Origin of the sequence: Shewanella sp. WE21, from assembly GCF_002966515.1 — a bacterium.
GTDB lineage: Bacteria > Pseudomonadota > Gammaproteobacteria > Enterobacterales > Shewanellaceae > Shewanella > Shewanella oncorhynchi.
Window position 1 is genome coordinate 2,686,562 of sequence record NZ_CP023019.1, and the last position, 16,740, is coordinate 2,703,301.

General features: G+C 45.8%; 16 protein-coding genes. 13 read left to right on the forward strand and 3 right to left on the reverse strand.

Annotated features, from left to right (window positions below):
- Positions 1–217 precede the first annotated feature (217 nt).
- The 7 genes from rplM to rlmB all read left to right on the forward strand — a co-directional run bounded on the left by rplM (position 218) and on the right by rlmB (position 6,721).
- Positions 218–646: a 50S ribosomal protein L13 gene (gene rplM, locus CKQ84_RS11680; RefSeq protein ID WP_105251403.1), complete on the forward strand. Its 429-nt coding sequence runs from the start codon at positions 218–220 to the stop codon at positions 644–646.
- 14 nt (positions 647–660) lie between these two features.
- Complete coding sequence (gene rpsI, locus CKQ84_RS11685) at positions 661–1,053, forward strand: 30S ribosomal protein S9 (protein WP_006083052.1); 393 nt, start codon at positions 661–663, stop codon at positions 1,051–1,053.
- A gap of 138 nt (positions 1,054–1,191) precedes the next feature.
- A complete protein-coding gene (locus CKQ84_RS11690; protein ID WP_105251404.1) occupies positions 1,192–1,380 on the forward strand; it encodes a DUF2065 domain-containing protein in 189 nt (62 codons plus the stop codon).
- 72 nt (positions 1,381–1,452) lie between these two features.
- A complete protein-coding gene (locus CKQ84_RS11695) occupies positions 1,453–2,748 on the forward strand; it encodes an adenylosuccinate synthase (protein WP_028759421.1) in 1,296 nt (431 codons plus the stop codon).
- A 112-nt stretch (positions 2,749–2,860) separates the two neighbouring features.
- Positions 2,861–3,517, forward strand: a complete 657-nt coding sequence (gene motX / locus CKQ84_RS11700) for a flagellar protein MotX (protein WP_105251405.1) — start codon at positions 2,861–2,863, stop codon at positions 3,515–3,517.
- 39 nt (positions 3,518–3,556) lie between these two features.
- Positions 3,557–5,980 (forward strand): ribonuclease R, encoded by a 2,424-nt coding sequence (gene rnr, locus CKQ84_RS11705; RefSeq protein WP_105251406.1) that lies wholly within the window; start codon positions 3,557–3,559, stop codon positions 5,978–5,980.
- Positions 5,981–6,721 (forward strand): 23S rRNA (guanosine(2251)-2'-O)-methyltransferase RlmB, encoded by a 741-nt coding sequence (gene rlmB, locus CKQ84_RS11710; RefSeq protein WP_105251407.1) that lies wholly within the window; start codon positions 5,981–5,983, stop codon positions 6,719–6,721.
- A 127-nt stretch (positions 6,722–6,848) separates the two neighbouring features.
- Here rlmB and CKQ84_RS11715 read toward each other — a convergent pair whose 3' ends face one another.
- The gene (locus tag CKQ84_RS11715) at positions 6,849–8,291 is read right to left on the reverse strand and encodes an MFS transporter (protein WP_105251408.1); all 1,443 of its coding nucleotides are present in this window, start codon (positions 8,289–8,291) and stop codon (positions 6,849–6,851) included.
- 242 nt (positions 8,292–8,533) lie between these two features.
- Complete coding sequence (locus tag CKQ84_RS11720; RefSeq protein ID WP_105251409.1) at positions 8,534–9,277, reverse strand: YdiY family protein; 744 nt, start codon at positions 9,275–9,277, stop codon at positions 8,534–8,536.
- 213 nt (positions 9,278–9,490) lie between these two features.
- Between CKQ84_RS11720 and rpsF the strand changes: the two genes are divergently transcribed.
- From rpsF to rplI, 4 genes are read left to right on the forward strand one after another with little or no spacing between them, the layout of a single operon-like run.
- Entirely contained in the window at positions 9,491–9,886 is a 396-nt protein-coding gene (rpsF, locus tag CKQ84_RS11725) for a 30S ribosomal protein S6 (RefSeq protein ID WP_105251410.1), read from the forward strand.
- Between the two features lie 8 nt (positions 9,887–9,894).
- Entirely contained in the window at positions 9,895–10,200 is a 306-nt protein-coding gene (priB, locus tag CKQ84_RS11730) for a primosomal replication protein N (RefSeq protein WP_105251411.1), read from the forward strand.
- A gap of 12 nt (positions 10,201–10,212) precedes the next feature.
- Entirely contained in the window at positions 10,213–10,440 is a 228-nt protein-coding gene (gene rpsR, locus CKQ84_RS11735; protein WP_006083042.1) for a 30S ribosomal protein S18, read from the forward strand.
- Positions 10,441–10,476: 36 nt separating this feature from the next.
- A complete protein-coding gene (gene rplI, locus CKQ84_RS11740; RefSeq protein WP_105251412.1) occupies positions 10,477–10,929 on the forward strand; it encodes a 50S ribosomal protein L9 in 453 nt (150 codons plus the stop codon).
- 533 nt (positions 10,930–11,462) lie between these two features.
- On the opposite strand, the gene CKQ84_RS11750 is transcribed toward rplI, so the two are convergent.
- Positions 11,463–13,661 carry a S46 family peptidase gene (locus CKQ84_RS11750; RefSeq protein ID WP_105251414.1) on the reverse strand — a complete coding sequence of 733 codons (2,199 nt, stop codon included), beginning with the start codon at positions 13,659–13,661 and terminating at the stop codon, positions 11,463–11,465.
- 125 nt (positions 13,662–13,786) lie between these two features.
- Between CKQ84_RS11750 and dnaB the strand changes: the two genes are divergently transcribed.
- Entirely contained in the window at positions 13,787–15,193 is a 1,407-nt protein-coding gene (dnaB, locus tag CKQ84_RS11755; protein WP_105251415.1) for a replicative DNA helicase, read from the forward strand.
- A 102-nt stretch (positions 15,194–15,295) separates the two neighbouring features.
- Positions 15,296–16,372, forward strand: a complete 1,077-nt coding sequence (alr, locus tag CKQ84_RS11760; RefSeq protein ID WP_105251416.1) for an alanine racemase — start codon at positions 15,296–15,298, stop codon at positions 16,370–16,372.
- Positions 16,373–16,740: the final 368 nt, after the last annotated feature.

Consider the following 16,740-nt stretch of genomic DNA (forward strand, 5'->3'; position numbering starts at 1 on the left):
GCCAGATTGGTCGATATTTTATAATTTTTATCAAAATATCAGGTGATTTTTAACTCAGCTTTGTCTATACTCCGCCACCTGCCCACGTTACTCCGCCAATTGGGCGGAAGTTGTAAGCCGAAGTCGGTGCTCGAAGGGGTACTAAAAGGCAATTTTGTGTTGTTTGCAAATGCAGACAACATGTGAGACAGAAAATTAACTTTGGGTTTTTGTAATAATGAAGACTTTTACTGCTACACCAGAAACTGTAACTCGTGACTGGTTCGTCGTCGACGCAGACGGCAAAACTTTAGGTCGTATCGCTACTGAAATCGCTGTCCGTTTACGCGGTAAGCATAAGCCAGAATACACTCCACACGTTGATACCGGTGATTACATCATCGTTGTTAATGCTGAAAAAGTGACTGTTACTGGTAACAAAGCGAAAGGCAAAACGTACTACTCGCATTCAGGCTTCCCTGGTGGCATTAAGCAAATCAGCTTTGAAAAGCTGCAAGCGCAAAAGCCAGAAATGATCATCGAGAAAGCAGTTAAGGGTATGTTACCAAAAGGTCCTCTGGGCCGTGCCATGTTCCGTAAACTGAAAGTTTACGCTGGCGCAGAACATAACCACACTGCACAACAACCTCAAGTTCTTGATATCTAAACGGGATTAAGCAAATGGCTGCAACTCAGTACTACGGCACTGGCCGTCGCAAAACCTCTACAGCTCGCGTTTTCGCTAAAGCAGGTAGTGGCAACATCGTTGTAAATCAACGTCCTTTGGATCAGTATTTTGGTCGTGAAACTGCTCGTATGGTTGTTCGTCAACCTTTAGAGTTAGTTGAAATGACTGACAAGCTGGACATCTATGTAACTGTTAAAGGCGGTGGTATCACTGGCCAAGCAGGCGCAATCCGTCACGGTATTACCCGTGCTCTGATGCAATTAGATGAAGCACTGCGTCCATCACTTCGTTCTGCTGGTTTCGTTACCCGTGACGCTCGTAAAGTTGAGCGTAAGAAAGTGGGTCTACGTAAAGCACGTCGTAAGCCACAATTCTCTAAGCGTTAATTCGTTTTTGGAATATCAAAAAACCCAGCCTATGCTGGGTTTTTTATTGGCTAAAAATTGACGGTATAAGAAAACTCTTTGGTTGGAGTATGCTGATATACAATAAATTTATATTAAGCGAGTGAGTTTGAGGTAAGCATGACTTTTCAAATTTTTATGCTAGCAGTGGCACTTGTGTTGGTTTTGGAAGGCCTTGGGCCATTATTATTCCCAAATAAATGGCGTCGTTATTTAAATGAACTCTCCCATCAAAATCAGCAAGTTATCCAGCGACTTGGTGGGGCATTAGTCACTGCTGGAGTCGTGATTTGGGTTATTTTTGCGTAAAAAATAGCCTGCTTGCCCTTATTAACTAAGATCTGTTAAAATTCTTTTTTAACCGCAACCTTGCAGCAAATAATGGGCAAAAACGTAGTTGTTCTCGGCACCCAATGGGGTGACGAAGGAAAAGGTAAGATTGTCGACCTTCTAACAGAACAGGCAAAATATGTAGTGCGCTATCAAGGCGGCCACAATGCTGGTCATACCTTGGTTATCGACGGTGAAAAAACCGTTCTTCATCTGATCCCATCGGGTATCCTGCGCGATAATGTGAAATGCATTATTGGCAACGGTGTGGTGCTTGCACCTGACGCCCTGATGAAAGAGATCAACATGCTGAAAGATCGTGGAGTTCCTGTTGAGGAACGTCTGTTGATCTCTGAAGCGTGTCCGCTGATCCTTCCCTTCCATTGTGCCCTTGATATTGCCCGTGAAAAAGCGCGCGGTAATAAAGCTATTGGTACAACTGGCCGTGGTATTGGACCTGCGTATGAAGACAAGATCTCTCGTCGCGGTCTGCGAGTAGGCGACCTGTTCAATGCTGAACTGTTTGCTGAAAAGCTGAAAGAAGTTATGAAATATCATAACTTTATGCTGACAGAGTACTATCAAGTCGAAGCGGTTGATTACGAGCAAACGCTAGCAGATGCGTTGGCTATGGCCGATTATCTGAAGAGCATGTGTGTTGATGTGACTGAACTATTGGATACTGCGCGTAAAGCCGGTGAGCCAATTCTGTTCGAAGGCGCTCAAGGTACATTACTCGACATCGACCACGGAACATACCCATTTGTAACCTCTTCAAATACCACTGCCGGTGGTGTTGCGACGGGTTCAGGTTTTGGTCCGCGTCACTTAGACTATGTCTTAGGTATCATGAAGGCTTACACCACTCGCGTAGGTGCAGGTCCATTCCCAACTGAACTATTATGTGAAGTCGGCGATCATTTAGGTACTAAAGGTCATGAGTTTGGTGCAACAACGGGTCGTAAGCGTCGTCCAGGTTGGTTGGATGCTGTGGCAATGCGCCGCGCAGTTCAAATCAACAGTGTTAGCGGCTTCTGCTTGACTAAGTTAGATGTACTTGATGGTCTGAAAGAAGTGAAGATTTGTGTCGGTTATCAGAATCCTGATGGCACTATCTCTAAAGTCACTCCGCTTGCCGCTGAAGGTTATGAACTGGTTACGCCGGTTTATGAAACTATGCCGGGTTGGAGCGAGTCGACTTTTGGCGCGACATCAATTGAGCAACTGCCTCAAGCAGCGATCAATTATATCAAGCGTCTTGAAGAGTTATTAGAAACACCTATCGACATTATCTCTACGGGTCCTGATCGTAACGAAACCATGATTTTGGTTAATCCGTTCAATTAAGATCTGTTAAGGCCGTGTTTCACGGCCTTTTTCTCTGCTTCTTTATGCCTTTCTCTGTTTCATTCTGCGGTTAGAAATTCAGCTCAAGCTCAAGAAATAGGTTATACTGCCGATGCAAGTATTCATCCTACTGTCATTGAGAGTCGTTATGCTACGTACAGCACTCGTTGCGCTACTGCCTTTAGTATCTTCAATGTGCTTTGCTGAAACGCAGGCGGTGGATATTTATAGTCAAGATCAATTGCTTGATTTGATCCGTAGCAATCAATACTTAGCGAAAGTGAAACGTGATGATTGCCAGTTAGTCCAAGACATTGAGGCGCGAGCCCAAGTCTTAAAACAGCCTTTATATCAATTTCTTTGGGGCGAAATGCTCAATCATGGAACGTGTGTGAAGGCTAACCCTGTCAAGGGTATTGCTTTGTTACGTGACTCGGCCGAACAAGGTAGCTCAGAAGCGATGTTAAAGCTTGCCGAGTATTATCAGAGTGGGAAATTTGTCATCCGCAATAAAGACAGAGCAGTGCATTATTTACTGCCTGCGGCTGCAAGTGGCAGTTTATCCGCTCGTATGATGTTAGTTCGTTTATTCGGTGAAGGTTATGGTAGTCCTAGGGATTACGAGATGGCCTATCACTGGTTATATAACGATGTATTTGCGGACGAGGCGACTAAGAAAAAAGCCTTGTCTTTACTGCAGGTGTTAGCAGCTAAAATGCCCCCCAGTGCAGTGGCGCGGGCCCAGCAAGAACAGTTGCGAACCCGTTAAGTGGTCTCTTAATCTAGAGACACATTATTTGGATATTGAATGATCAAAGACCCTCATTTTGAGCGTGAACAGGATAAGTACGAAAACCCTATCCCAAGCCGTGAGTATATTCTCGATTACTTACGTTCTCAAAAATCACCTATCACTCGTGACAGCATTGCCGCGGCGTTAAACATCCAAGAGGAAGAACAACTTGAGGCCTTGCGCCGTCGCCTACGTGCGATGGAACGCGATGGCGAACTGGTGTTCACTCGTGGGCAAAGCTATGGCTTACCCGAGAAAATGGATCTGATCCCCGGCACTGTGCTCGGACACAGAGAAGGCTTCGGCTTTTTCAAACCCGATGAAGGCGGTGATGACTTATTTATTTCGAACCGCGACATGCTGATGTATTTCCACGGTGATAAAGTGCTGGCGCAAAAAGCGGGCACAGATCGTCGTGGCCGTCGCGAAGCGCGTTTGGTTCGTCTGATCCAGCCGCGAAGTGCCGCGATTGTTGGCCGTTATCATGTCGATAGCGGTATGGCATTTGTTATTGCCGATGATAAGCGTATTACCCAAGAAATTTTAGTCGCAAATGAAGATCGCAATGGCGCCCGCCAAGGCGATGTGGTGGTGGTTGAATTAACGCGTCGCCCAGGCCGTTTTGTTAAGGCTGCGGGTAAAGTGACTGAAGTGCTCGGTAAGCAAATGGCGCCGGGTATGGAAATCGAAATTGCCCTGCGTAATTATGATTTACCCCATACTTGGTCACCTGTGATTGAGAAGAAACTGCGCCGTATTCCCGATGAAGTAACCGACGCCGATAAAGTCGGTCGTGTGGATTTACGTCATCTGCCATTAGTGACTATCGACGGTGAAGACGCCCGCGATTTTGACGATGCCGTGTACGCGGAGAAAAAAGCCGGTGGCGGCTGGCGTTTATGGGTTGCGATTGCGGACGTTAGTTATTATGTGCGTACCGATTCTGCCTTAGATACCGAAGCGCGTGCCCGTGGTAACTCAGTGTATTTCCCGTCGCAAGTGATCCCTATGCTGCCGGAGAAAATCTCTAACGGCCTATGTTCGCTGAATCCCCACGTCGACCGTTTATGTATGGTCGCCGAGATGACCGTATCTGCTAAAGGTAAGTTATCAGGTTATAAGTTTTATCCGGCTGTGATGTATTCCCATGCCCGTTTCACTTATACCCAAGTGGCAGCAATGTTAGAAGGCGGGCCGATTGCGCCTGAGCATGAAGCCTTGTTCCCGCATCTACAGTGTTTACAGTCATTGTATTTAGCGCTAGATGAGCAAAGAGCTGAGCGTGGTGCGATTGCGTTTGAAACCATGGAAACGCAGTTCATTTTCAATGAGCAGCGCAAGATTGATAAAATCGTGCCGCGTGGCCGTAATCAAGCTCATAAAATCATTGAAGAATGTATGATTTTAGCCAACGTATCTGCGGCTAAATTTGTGAAGAAGCACAAAGGCGAAGTCTTGTATCGTGTGCATGAAGCGCCATCCGAGCAAAAATTGGCGAACTTTAAAGAGTTCCTTGCTGAGCGTGGTTTAAGCATGCCAGGTGGACTTGAGCCAACGCCGTCAGATTATCAGAATGTGATGTTGCAAATTGCCGACCGCCCTGATGCTGAACTTATCCAAGTGATGTTACTGCGCTCTATGCGTCAGGCAATTTACACTCCGGATAACGAAGGTCACTTCGGTCTGGCTTTAGAAGAATATGCGCATTTTACCTCGCCCATTCGCCGCTATCCGGATTTAGTGTTACATCGTGTGATCCGTTATTTACTGGCGAAGGAAAGAGGCGAAGCCACTGAGAAGTGGACGCAGGATGGTGGCTATCACTATCAACTCGATGAGCTCGACCAATTGGGCGAAGAGTGTTCAACCACAGAACGTCGTGCCGACGAAGCGACTCGCGATGTTAGCGATTGGCTCAAGTGCGAGTTTATGCAAGATCACGTCGGTGATACCTTTGAAGCTGTGATTGCCTCCGTGACCAGTTTTGGTTTGTTTGTGCGCTTAAATGAACTGTTTATCGATGGCTTAGTGCATATCTCAAGCCTAGGTAGTGATTACTACCAATTCGACCCTATGCGTCAACGTCTTATCGGTGAGCACACAGGTCAAGTTTATCAAGTCGGCGATCCTGTGACGGTTAAGGTCGCTGCAGTCAACTTAGATGACAGACAGATTGATTTGGTTATGCTGGGTGATGACGGCAAAGGTGGTAAGCGTAAACTATCTGCCAGCCGTGATAAGCCGATGACAGCCCGTGAGCGCGTTAATCGTGAAGGCGCTAAGCAAGGTAAAGCAGGCAAAACCGCGGCATCTAGCGCCAAGGCTGAAACAGGCAAAACCAAACCTAAGGCCAAAGCTGGCACTAAAGCTAAAAAAGCAGCAGTAAAAGATCCGGCTAAAAAGCCAAAAGCCGCTAAGCGGAGCACGAGAAAGAAATAAATGAAAAAACAAGATATTATTTTTGGGATCCACGCAGTTGAAGCCCTGTTAAAACACAGCCCTGAACGCATTATTGAGTTGTGGCTCTTACAAGGTCGTGATGATGAGCGCTTAACTGTACTGGCCGATCAGGCCAAAGCCTTTGGCACGACGATTCAAGTCGCTTCTCGTAAAGCCTTGGATGACAAAGCGGAAAGCAGTCAACATCAAGGCATAGTCGCGCGCGTTAAAGCGGCGAAAGTGTTGAATGAGCAAGATTTAGATGTGCTGCTTGCTAACACTGAGCAAGCATTCTTGCTGATTTTGGATGGCGTGACGGATCCCCATAACTTAGGCGCTTGTCTACGTAATGCTGATGCGGCGGGCGTGCAAGGTATTATCGTGCCTAAAGATAATTCAGTTGGCTTAACGGCCACTGTAAGTAAAGTGGCATGTGGCGCTGCGGAAACAGTGCCTTTATTCCAAGTGACTAATCTTGCACGTACTATGCGTCACCTGCAGGAAAAGGGTGTGTGGATAGTAGGCACCGCGGGCGAAGCAGATTGCGAGCTTTATCAAGCCGATCTTAAAGGGCCATTAGCGATTGCCATGGGAGCTGAAGACAAAGGCTTACGCCGTTTAAGCCGTGAGTCTTGTGATTCACTGATCTCTATCCCTATGGCCGGTAGTGTGTCTAGCTTGAACGTATCGGTTGCAACGGGTATTTGCTTATTTGAAGCAGTGCGTCAGCGTCGTAGCTAATATGCTCACGTTTGCCTGATCTCACATATGCAGTATCAGGCTTGAAGTAACAACCTGCAGTAACAACTGGTCGTAATAAAAAGGCGGATTAACGATATAAAGTTAATCCGTTTTTTATTGGCCTTTTTTACGTCATCGCTTTGTCTAGGTTAACCTGATTGCTATCAGTTTCATCTATTTGAGCGGCTTCAGGCTCTGCTTGCTCAATATCGAAACTAAAGGCGAGTTGTTCCTCATCACTGTCATTATCATCGATAATATCGTCATCGACGCCATCGGCCCCTAAATCATGCTCCGATTCATCTAAGTTAGCGCTGGGCGTCATATGCTCTTGAATTGATTCAACATCAACCCTTGGGTCCAACGCTGCCGCCAGTGGTGAAGAGACTAAGTCGCCCGTCGCCATTATGTAGTCTTGGGTGACATTGGTTTCGACTTTTTGCTGTGAATGTACATAACGTAAACGCACAAAGAGTATTAAGGTACAGGCTGACATAAAGCCATATAACATGTTATTGCCAAACCATTGCATTAATGTCGATGCGATAAGCGGACCGATACTGGCGCCTAAGCCGAAGGTTAATAATATTGTTGCTGATAAGCCTACTCGTTCATTTTGCTCTACTCGAGAGTTGGCAAGCGCTGTGGCGAGCGGATAGAAAGTGAAACCTAAAATACCAAATAGGAAAGTCATCACCAGTGAAATCACCGGATGATAGGGGGTTAAGGCGATAGCTAAGGCTAAGATACCGAGCAATATGCAGTTGATACGGATAAGGCGACTGCGGGACATAATGTCGGACAATTTTCCCATTGGCCACTGTGCCAGTAATCCCGCTAAAATCGTTGCCGTCATATACGTGGCGACTTTTTCAGGCGGTAAACCTAAGTTACTGGCGTAGGCGGGAGCGAGACCATAAAACGAACCCACTATCATGCTACCAATCGCGATTGTCGTGAGTGCTTGTGGCGCTTTTTTCCAGTAATAGGCAATTTTGAGTGGGGCAGGAACTAAGGGCGCAGGGTGAAGACGACGCGTGAGTGAAATCGGTACGATACAGAGTGAAAAACAAATTGCGATAAGCAGTAGTGGCTCTAGTCCTAAGTCGGGGAAAATACTGATCGCACCTTGGCCTAAGATTAAGCCGAAGTAAGATACGATCATATAACTCGCAAACACTGTGCCCCTTTGATTACTTTCAGCTTGTTCGTTAAGCCAACTTTCTAACACCATGTATTGGCACATCATCCCCATGCCGACCACGAGTCTGAGGAGCAGCCAAACCGCTAGCTCATCAACGAGTGCATGGCCTAATGCCGATGCAGCGACTATGCCTGCACTGGCGACAAAGGCACGGATATGGCCCACTTGAGCGATAAGTCGATGACCAATCTTAGAGCCAGCCACTAGGCCAACATAGTAGGCCGACATCATGCCGCCAATCCATATTTGCGGCACATTCATCACTGAGAGCCTGAGCCCAAGATAGGTGGTAAGCAAGCCGCCGGCTAATACCATTAATAACGTGGTGCTATATAAAGAGGCGAAAGTGCGCAGCGGATTAGTCATATACAACTCCGAAAACACAAACTAGATTGATAATGAGGAGTGAGTATATCAGGGGTTAGTGTTTATGTTGTGTTGCAAATTGTTGGTAAATCTTGATTAATTGCGCATTTCTGCTCAAAAAATCACTGAATTATGTCGGAACAACTCAAGGGGATGCTTGTAAAGCATTCACATAGACGCCAGCCGAGTAGGCTGTGAGCGTCATGTTACTCTATGTATTTCTTCGTATTTTTTAAAAAGAGTTATCTAAAAGTGTAAAGCAAGTTGAAGGTGGTGATGGTATCCATGGGTTGGCTTCCTTCTGGCACCACTTCAGTGTATTTGATGTTCATACCGATCTTAAATGCCCAATCTTGGAACACCAGATTTTTATAGTTCATATCTAAGGTGAGGGTGTTGTTGTTCTCGCCCACTTCCGCGGTGAGATCGGCATTGAGACTGCTGTATTCCTGTAGTTTTTGAGAGAATTTGGCAGCGGTACGAAGAATGACATCTTTTTCGGCATCAGGGCTGGGGATGGTTACCGACTCTGCAGGTAAGTTATATCGATAACCGGGGCCGAACTCGAGACTGAGTTTTGTTTTATAACTACTGATAGCATTGAAACCGTAACCACTCGAAAGCGTTGATATTTGCGTGTAACTACCGAATTGATCCCAAGTAAAATCACCACGTCCGAAGACATAACCCTTAGTCAGTTTATAGCTCGATTGTAACTGTAGCTCATATTTTTCGGAGGTTGTTTGACTTTTTTCTGAGGCAAAATAGGCTTTTAGTGTGGCTTCTTGCTTGGTTTGCTTTGTATCGTAAATCAGTTGGGTTCGACCATTAAAACTGCTGGATTCGGTATTGCCTGTGTTCAGTTGCAAGCCAGCTTCGATTTCCGCGGTAAAATCGCTGGGCGGTTCCTGATAATCAGGTGGAACAAGCGCAAGCGCAGGAAATGAAAGGAAAAACAAACTGATTGGCGCAATAACTTTTAGCATTATGTTTTATTCTTGGTTAGCTTATTTCAGACGTCCGAATGTAGGCGAACCGCCATCATACCTGTATTGATTGGCGAGGCAAAGTTATTGCTTGAGTTTCTGGCTTGCTTTCTGTACTATCTCGCGCTCAAATCAGTCACTATTTTTCGTTCCTTGCCTCCATTTGGTTTGACTGAGCCAATACCGAGGCTACATAACCGTAAGGAGCAATAAATGCGTCATTACGAAATCGTATTTATGGTTCACCCAGATCAAAGTGAACAAGTACCAGGTATGATTGAGCGTTACACAGGTGTTATCACCGAAGCTAACGGCACAATCCACCGTTTAGAAGATTGGGGCCGTCGTCAACTGGCTTACCCAATCCTTGACCTGCATAAAGCTCACTACGTTCTGATGAACGTTGAAGCTAAAGCAGAGACGATCGAAGAGCTAGAAACAGCTTTCCGTTTCAACGACGCAGTTCTGCGTAACATGGTAATGCGTACTAAAGTTGCCGTTACTGAAGCATCTCCAATGGCTAGAGCTAGAGATGAGCGCGATTCACGTCGTGGCCCAGCTGGCGAACGCTCATATGATGAAGCTCACGCTGAAGAAATCGCTGAGTAAGGTAATCTGTGACCACCAATAACTTGGTGTTGTCAGGAACGATAACTCGTTCAAGACGCTTTAAAAGCCCAGCAGGTATTGCACACAGTGTGATTATGTTGGAACACAAATCGCAGCGTTATGAAGCCGAAATGCTCCGCAACGTCTACGTACAAATTCAAGTGATATTGAGTGGCCCACGCTTTGAAAGCGTCGCAGAAGATCTGAAAGCAGGTGTGGAAGTACAAGTGCAAGGCTTTATGACGCTTCAACAGGGGCGTAATGGTCAGAACCGCTTAGTCATCCATGCCGAAAATGTCGAATTGAAAACTTAGGAGACTGTCAACATGGCACGTTATTTCCGTCGTCGCAAGTTCTGCCGTTTCACCGCTGAAGGTGTTGCAGAAATTGATTACAAAGATATCGTTACTTTAAAGAACTACATCACTGAAAGCGGCAAGATTGTTCCTAGCCGTATCACTGGTACTAGTGCTAAATATCAGCGCCAACTAGCTCGCGCTATCAAGCGTGCTCGTTATCTTTCTCTACTGCCATACACTGATTTACATCAGTAATTGCAGTATTCCTAATCGAATATAGAGGATTTGATAATGAACGTTATTCTGCTTGATAAAATCGCTAACCTAGGCAACTTGGGTGACCAAGTTACTGTTAAAGCTGGTTACGCTCGTAACTACCTTTTGCCACAAGGTAAAGCTGTTGTTGCTAACGAAAGCAACGTTAAAGTATTTGAAGCTCGTCGCGCTGAATTAGAAGCTAAATTAGCTGCTGAATTAGCTGCTGCTAACCTACGTGCTGAGAAAATCACTGCACTGGAAGCTGTTGTTATTGCTTCTAAAGCGGGTGATGAAGGCAAACTGTTTGGTTCAGTTGGCAACCGTGACATCGCTGATGCAGTGACTGCTGCTGGTGTTGATCTGGCTAAATCAGAAGTTCGTTTACCATTAGGCGCTCTGCGTACTACTGGCGACTTCGAAGTTGAAGTTCAGTTACACACTGAAGTTAAAGCTGTTGTTAAAGTTTCTATCGTTGCAGAAGCTTAATTACTCCTTGCTTTAATCTTAAGAGAAACACCGCTTCGGCGGTGTTTTTTTATGGCTGAAATTCAGTATTTAGCTGTGGTCAATATGGTTTGATATTGGTTTGCGATGGATTAATACCAATCACATTAAATATCTAATCAGTTCAGAGCCTCACAGGCATCTCAATCCAAGGCGCATTGACGCAGAAATGGTTATTCCCTTTTAAGTCAATGCAACACGGGAGTGGGATGCCTGTGAGGCTCCCGAAGGGCGGCTGATGTTCACTGCATGGCAAAGCGCTTTATACTGCGTTTAAGGCTTTCGACAGAGCACCACTATGCCTTCAAGCCTTCGCCTTGTCTAAAGCGCTTTGAACTCCCGCTGAATGAACAGATATTTAATACGATTGGTATAATGCGGCAAGTGATATGTCTACTCATTCAGTCTCAAAGCGTATCCGCGTTTAAAATACTAGCCCAAATAAAAGCCGCTCACTGTCATGACAGTGAGCAGCTTTTGACTAGATGGGTTAAATCCGTGTTTGGCTCAGAGTATTAATTTCTCACTAAATCCAATTCTTGGATTAAGTTATCGGCATGGTCGACTTCATCCATCATCCACAGGATATAGCGAATATCCACGTGCACTGCACGGGTGATGGTTGGGTTGAAGAACCAATCTTTAGTGATAGCTTCATAGGTTGAGTCGAAGTTAAGGCCCACTAACTCACCTTTTCCGTTGAATACTGGTGAGCCGGAGTTACCACCTGTGGTGTCCACGCTGGATAAGAAATTAACAGGTACTGAGTTAAATTCTTCTGGTTTATCTAAACAAGAGAAGAGTCTGCAAATCCAGCCGCGGGAATCTTGATAAACCGACTTCACCAGATGATCGCCAAAACGTTGTTCGCTAATCGCATCGAGGAGTTTTTTCGGCGCATTATAGGGCTCAACGCCTGTGTGTTTTGCGACTATGCCATCAAGACGAGTAAACGGCTGTTTATAGAGCGCATCACGTGATTGATAACCATCAACCATGCCATAGCTGATCCGTAGCGTACCGTTGGCGTCAGGGTAGACTGGCCAGTTGTTTGCTTTGTAGTATTCGATCACAGCCGCCATATAATCAGGGCGAGCACTAGATAGCTTGCCGTCTAAGATTTTTTCTGATTTTTCCTGTGCCATATTCGTGTCGTAAAGTGCTACGGCTAAACGAATAAAGGGATCTGCACTGGTTTCGAAAGCGCTAGCATCGGCATTCATCCACGCGAGGCGCTTAGCTTGGTCTGTGAGCGTAGTGAGTGAATACAAACCATCGAGTTTAGCCGCGAGATCTACGTCTTTACTATTAACACTTAACATTTTATCGAGCGCTGCCACGCGATTCGATTGGCCTAGGTAAGCATTTAAATCCTGTAGCCACAAAGTCTTATCAACAGTGACATCAAAACTTGAATCGATACGTTTAAGACGTGAGCTTAACATAGCAATATCACGTTCTTGGTAGCCTTGCTCACGCTCGGCATCGGGCTTTTGTTTTTCTTTAGCAAGACGGTAGAGGCTGTTTGCTGCGGTTAACAATGTGCTAGATTGGGCATTGGTAAAGTAGTAATTACTTTGGAATGCTTGCTGTTGCTCGGCGAGTAACACTTCTAACTCAGCAATGAGATTTTGATTTAGCTTAGGGTTTTGTTTAAGCCAAGCTAAAAAATTATCTTCACGGCTTTGCTTAATGCCAATGATATCCGTTGCTTTAAAACCCGCTAATAGGCCGTTGAGTTTCTTCATCCGGTTGGCCATTGAGGCCATATTACCTGCGTACTTAATAGCGATATCGGCATCTTTTTGTCCCATAGCCTCGATAGTATCAATCTGTAATTGATAACGCTTAGCTTGGGTTGGGTACAACCAATCACTGGCAAATTTAAGTTCACTGGTCAGGTTGTAACGGCTAGTCGTGCCTGGGTAACCCGCCACAAACACGCCATCACCGGCTTTTACGCCATCGGCATTGACCTTAAGGTAGCTCTTTGGCTGGTAAGGAATATTATCGTCGCTATAAGCGGCAGGTTTGCCATCTTTACCCACATAAGCCCGTAGGAAGGCAAAATCACCCGAATGGCGTGGATATTCATAGTTATCAATATCGCCACCATAGCCCCCTACACTTTCAGGTGGTGCGTAGACTAAGCGCACATCGCGGATCATCAATTGCTTGATTAAGTAGTATTCTAAGCCGTTATGGAAACTGCGCACATTACAACGATAGTTAGTATCGGCTTCACAGCTTTTGATGAGCGCTTTACTGTGATTTTGAATGTCTTCGTAACGACTTAGCGGGTCTTGGCTGAGGTCTTTATTGATTTGCGCGGTAACATTGGTCACTGCTTCTGTGATGTATAAACGTTCGTTAGGACCGGCAGAGGGTTCCTTGTCCATTGATGTTGCTAAAAAGCCTTGTTCTAGGTAGTTATGCTCTTGCTTAGTGTTATATTGTATCGCCTTGTAGGCACAATGGTGGTTTGTCACAACTAGCCCTTGGGGGGAGACAAAACTGGCGGTACAATAGCCCAGCCCAACCACAGCGTTCATTGGATAACTTGTCAGGTCGGCCAGTTTTTCTGCCGGAATATCGATTCCGCGTTCACTGAGTTTGTCTGCAATTGAAGGCATTTGATAAGGTTGCCATTGTCCTTCGTCGGCAGTTGCTATGCCGGATGTCAGTACTAAGGCCGCAACCAATGCAATACGCATGTTCTTTCCTTATTGATTGTTAGAGTGTCCGTTGGAATGAAATAACAGGCGAGTGTAAACATCCTGTTTGCTTGACGCGGGTTTTATATCATATTTTGTTAAGTTGTTGGAAATCGGGAGCGTTAATGTCACAACAAGGTGCTTTTAAGCCTAAAAGTAAGCCAAGAGATTTGCAGCTTGATGGACTCAAGCTGCCACCGCATTCAATTGAGGCTGAACAATCGGTATTAGGCGGCTTGATGTTAGATGCCGAAGCGTGGGACAGGGTCGCAGAGGCTGTCGTAAAAGAGGATTTTTACTCTCGCTCACATAAGATGATCTTTTCTGCCATGCACAGATTGGTCGATTTAGGGCAACCGATCGATTTGATCACGGTTTCTGAACAGCTCGAAGTTGAGAACCAATTAGAAGATGCCGGTGGTTTTGCCTACTTAGGTGAGATTGCGAAAAATACCCCAAGTGCGGGTAATATTTTATCTTACGCTGAAATCGTCCGTGAGCGGGCCGTGGTCCGTGACATGATCCGCGTCGCACATGAGATTGCCGATGCGGGCTATAACCCAGAAGGTCGGGACTCGGGTGAATTACTCGACCTTGCTGAGAGTAAAGTATTTAAGATCGCCGAGATGCGAACCAATGCTAATGAAGGTCCCGAAGGTATCAAAACCATTCTGGAAAAAACCGTCGATAAGATTGAGCAGCTTTATAACAACCCCCATAACGGTGTGACTGGAGTATCGAGCGGTTTTAACGATCTCGATAAAATGACCGCAGGCTTCCAGTCCGGTGACTTGATTATCGTTGCGGCGCGTCCTTCTATGGGTAAAACCACCTTTGCGATGAACTTGTGCGAACAAGCCGCGATGAATGAAGATAAACCCGTACTTATTTTCAGTCTCGAGATGCCGTCAGAACAGATTATGATGCGTATGCTGGCCTCCTTGGGCCGTGTTGATCAAACCAAAATCCGTACTGGTCAGCTCGATGACGAGGATTGGGCGCGGGTTTCATCGACCATGGGTATAATGCTTGAGCAAGGCAAAATGTATATTGATGATGGTTCGGGATTAACCCCGACAGAAGTTCGCAGCCGCGCGCGTCGTATTGCCCGTGAGTACGGTGGTTTATCTATGATCATGATAGATTACCTGCAGTTAATGCAGGTGCCCGCCTTAAAAGATAACCGTACCTTAGAAATTTCTGAAATTTCACGCTCGCTGAAAGCATTAGCCAAAGAGTTGGAAATCCCGATTATTGCCCTGTCGCAGCTTAACCGCTCGCTCGAACAAAGGGCCGATAAACGTCCTGTTAACTCGGATTTACGTGAATCAGGCGCTATCGAGCAAGATGCGGATCTCATCATGTTTATTTATCGCGATGAAGTGTATAACAACGATTCTCAAGATAAAGGCACGGCAGAAATCATCATTGGTAAGCAACGTAACGGCCCCATTGGTCGGGTGCGGCTCACTTTCCAAGGGCAATTTTCGCGTTTCGATAATTATGCTGGGCCGCAGTTTGAAGAAGATTAATTGACGTTTAAAAACAGTCAGTTTGCGTTTGCAGAAGATGAGCTGTATTGATGTATTTTTTATATCCGTGACTTTTTATTTCCTGAGTAAACAAGGTAAATTTTGAACCCTTTTCCCCGTGCAGAAATTAGCAGTAGTGCACTGCAAACCAATCTCGCTGCGTTGCGTCAACAGGCACCAGCGAGTCGTGTGATGGCCGTCGTTAAAGCGAACGGTTATGGTCATGGATTATTGAATGTCGCTAATTGTTTAGTCAGTGCCGATGGCTTTGGCCTAGCACGATTGGATGAGGCCTTAGAATTACGAGCGGGCGGCGTGACAGCGCGTTTGTTATTACTAGAAGGTTTTTTCCGCGCCACCGATCTCCCGTTACTCGTCGGGCATGATATTGACACTGTAGTGCACCACAGCTCTCAGCTTGAAATGTTAGAGCAAACTGTGTTGTCAAAACCTGTCACTGTCTGGCTTAAAGTGGATTCAGGCATGCATCGTTTAGGTTTTACGCCCGAACAATTTTCAACGGTTTACGCAAGGTTAATGGCCTGTCCAAATGTGGCAAAACCGATCCATTTGATGACACATTTTGCCTGTGCGGACGAGCCTGAAAACACCTATACCTCAGTGCAGATGGCGGCTTTTAATACGTTAACGGCAGGCTTGCCCGGATTTAGAACCTTAGCCAACTCTGCTGGTGCCTTGTATTGGCCTCTGAGCCAAGGCGATTGGATCCGTCCTGGTATCGCACTCTATGGCGTATCTCCTGTTACTGGTGATTGCGGTGCGAATCACGGGTTAGTTCCTGCGATGGAATTGGTATCACAGTTGATTGCGGTACGGGATCATAAAGCCAATCAGCCAGTGGGCTATGGTTGTTTCTGGACCGCGAAGCAAGATACTCGTTTAGGCGTAGTGGCGATTGGTTATGGTGATGGTTATCCTCGCAATGCACCGGAAGGCACACCCGTGTGGGTCAATGGTCGCCGCGTACCCATAGTCGGCCGTGTTTCTATGGACATGTTGACTGTTGACTTAGGTCAAGGTGCGCAAGATAAAGTTGGGGATAGTGCATTGCTGTGGGGTAAGGCATTACCCGTGGAGGAAGTCGCTGAACATATCGGCACTATCGCTTATGAATTAGTTACTAAGCTTACGCCAAGGGTTGCTGTTTGCTTAGCTTAACCCTGACAAATGGAAGTATTCTGGGACACTTTTTAGCAAGAAAACGGTGATTAAACACCGTTTTCTTTTATGTAAAGTGTCAGGATGAATAATTGCCACTACACGAATGGTTACTGCAAATAACACTATGAATTATAGTTATTTGTTAGCGGGAGAAGTGTCGAACCTGTAGGGCTGAGATAAGCAAAATAGTGGTTTGCAGTTCACCGTTGGCGACGCAATATGTTTTGGACCTGAGGATGAAGCTGTGCTGAACTGGTGTTAGGCGGCAAAATGGACGATAAAAATACCTCAATTCAGGCTACGGTAAACCAGCCGTTCTGATCTTTGTTATCTGGCTTTAAATAAGCGAATGAAACATAAGATCC

What these genes read in the sequence shown, in the direction of transcription:
- CKQ84_RS11720 (WP_105251409.1), bottom strand. Translation starts at nt 9,277, where the DNA reads ATGCTAAAAGTTATTGCGCCAATCAGTTTGTTTTTCCTTTCATTTCCT.
- motX (WP_105251405.1), top strand. Translation starts at nt 2,861, where the DNA reads ATGCAAGTATTCATCCTACTGTCATTGAGAGTCGTTATGCTACGTACA.
- rpsI (WP_006083052.1), top strand. Translation starts at nt 661, where the DNA reads ATGGCTGCAACTCAGTACTACGGCACTGGCCGTCGCAAAACCTCTACA.
- CKQ84_RS11750 (WP_105251414.1), bottom strand. Translation starts at nt 13,661, where the DNA reads ATGCGTATTGCATTGGTTGCGGCCTTAGTACTGACATCCGGCATAGCA.
- CKQ84_RS11715 (WP_105251408.1), bottom strand. Translation starts at nt 8,291, where the DNA reads ATGACTAATCCGCTGCGCACTTTCGCCTCTTTATATAGCACCACGTTA.
- rpsR (WP_006083042.1), top strand. Translation starts at nt 10,213, where the DNA reads ATGGCACGTTATTTCCGTCGTCGCAAGTTCTGCCGTTTCACCGCTGAA.
- rpsF (WP_105251410.1), top strand. Translation starts at nt 9,491, where the DNA reads ATGCGTCATTACGAAATCGTATTTATGGTTCACCCAGATCAAAGTGAA.
- dnaB (WP_105251415.1), top strand. Translation starts at nt 13,787, where the DNA reads ATGTCACAACAAGGTGCTTTTAAGCCTAAAAGTAAGCCAAGAGATTTG.
- rnr (WP_105251406.1), top strand. Translation starts at nt 3,557, where the DNA reads ATGATCAAAGACCCTCATTTTGAGCGTGAACAGGATAAGTACGAAAAC.
- CKQ84_RS11690 (WP_105251404.1), top strand. Translation starts at nt 1,192, where the DNA reads ATGACTTTTCAAATTTTTATGCTAGCAGTGGCACTTGTGTTGGTTTTG.
- rlmB (WP_105251407.1), top strand. Translation starts at nt 5,981, where the DNA reads ATGAAAAAACAAGATATTATTTTTGGGATCCACGCAGTTGAAGCCCTG.
- rplI (WP_105251412.1), top strand. Translation starts at nt 10,477, where the DNA reads ATGAACGTTATTCTGCTTGATAAAATCGCTAACCTAGGCAACTTGGGT.
- CKQ84_RS11695 (WP_028759421.1), top strand. Translation starts at nt 1,453, where the DNA reads ATGGGCAAAAACGTAGTTGTTCTCGGCACCCAATGGGGTGACGAAGGA.
- rplM (WP_105251403.1), top strand. Translation starts at nt 218, where the DNA reads ATGAAGACTTTTACTGCTACACCAGAAACTGTAACTCGTGACTGGTTC.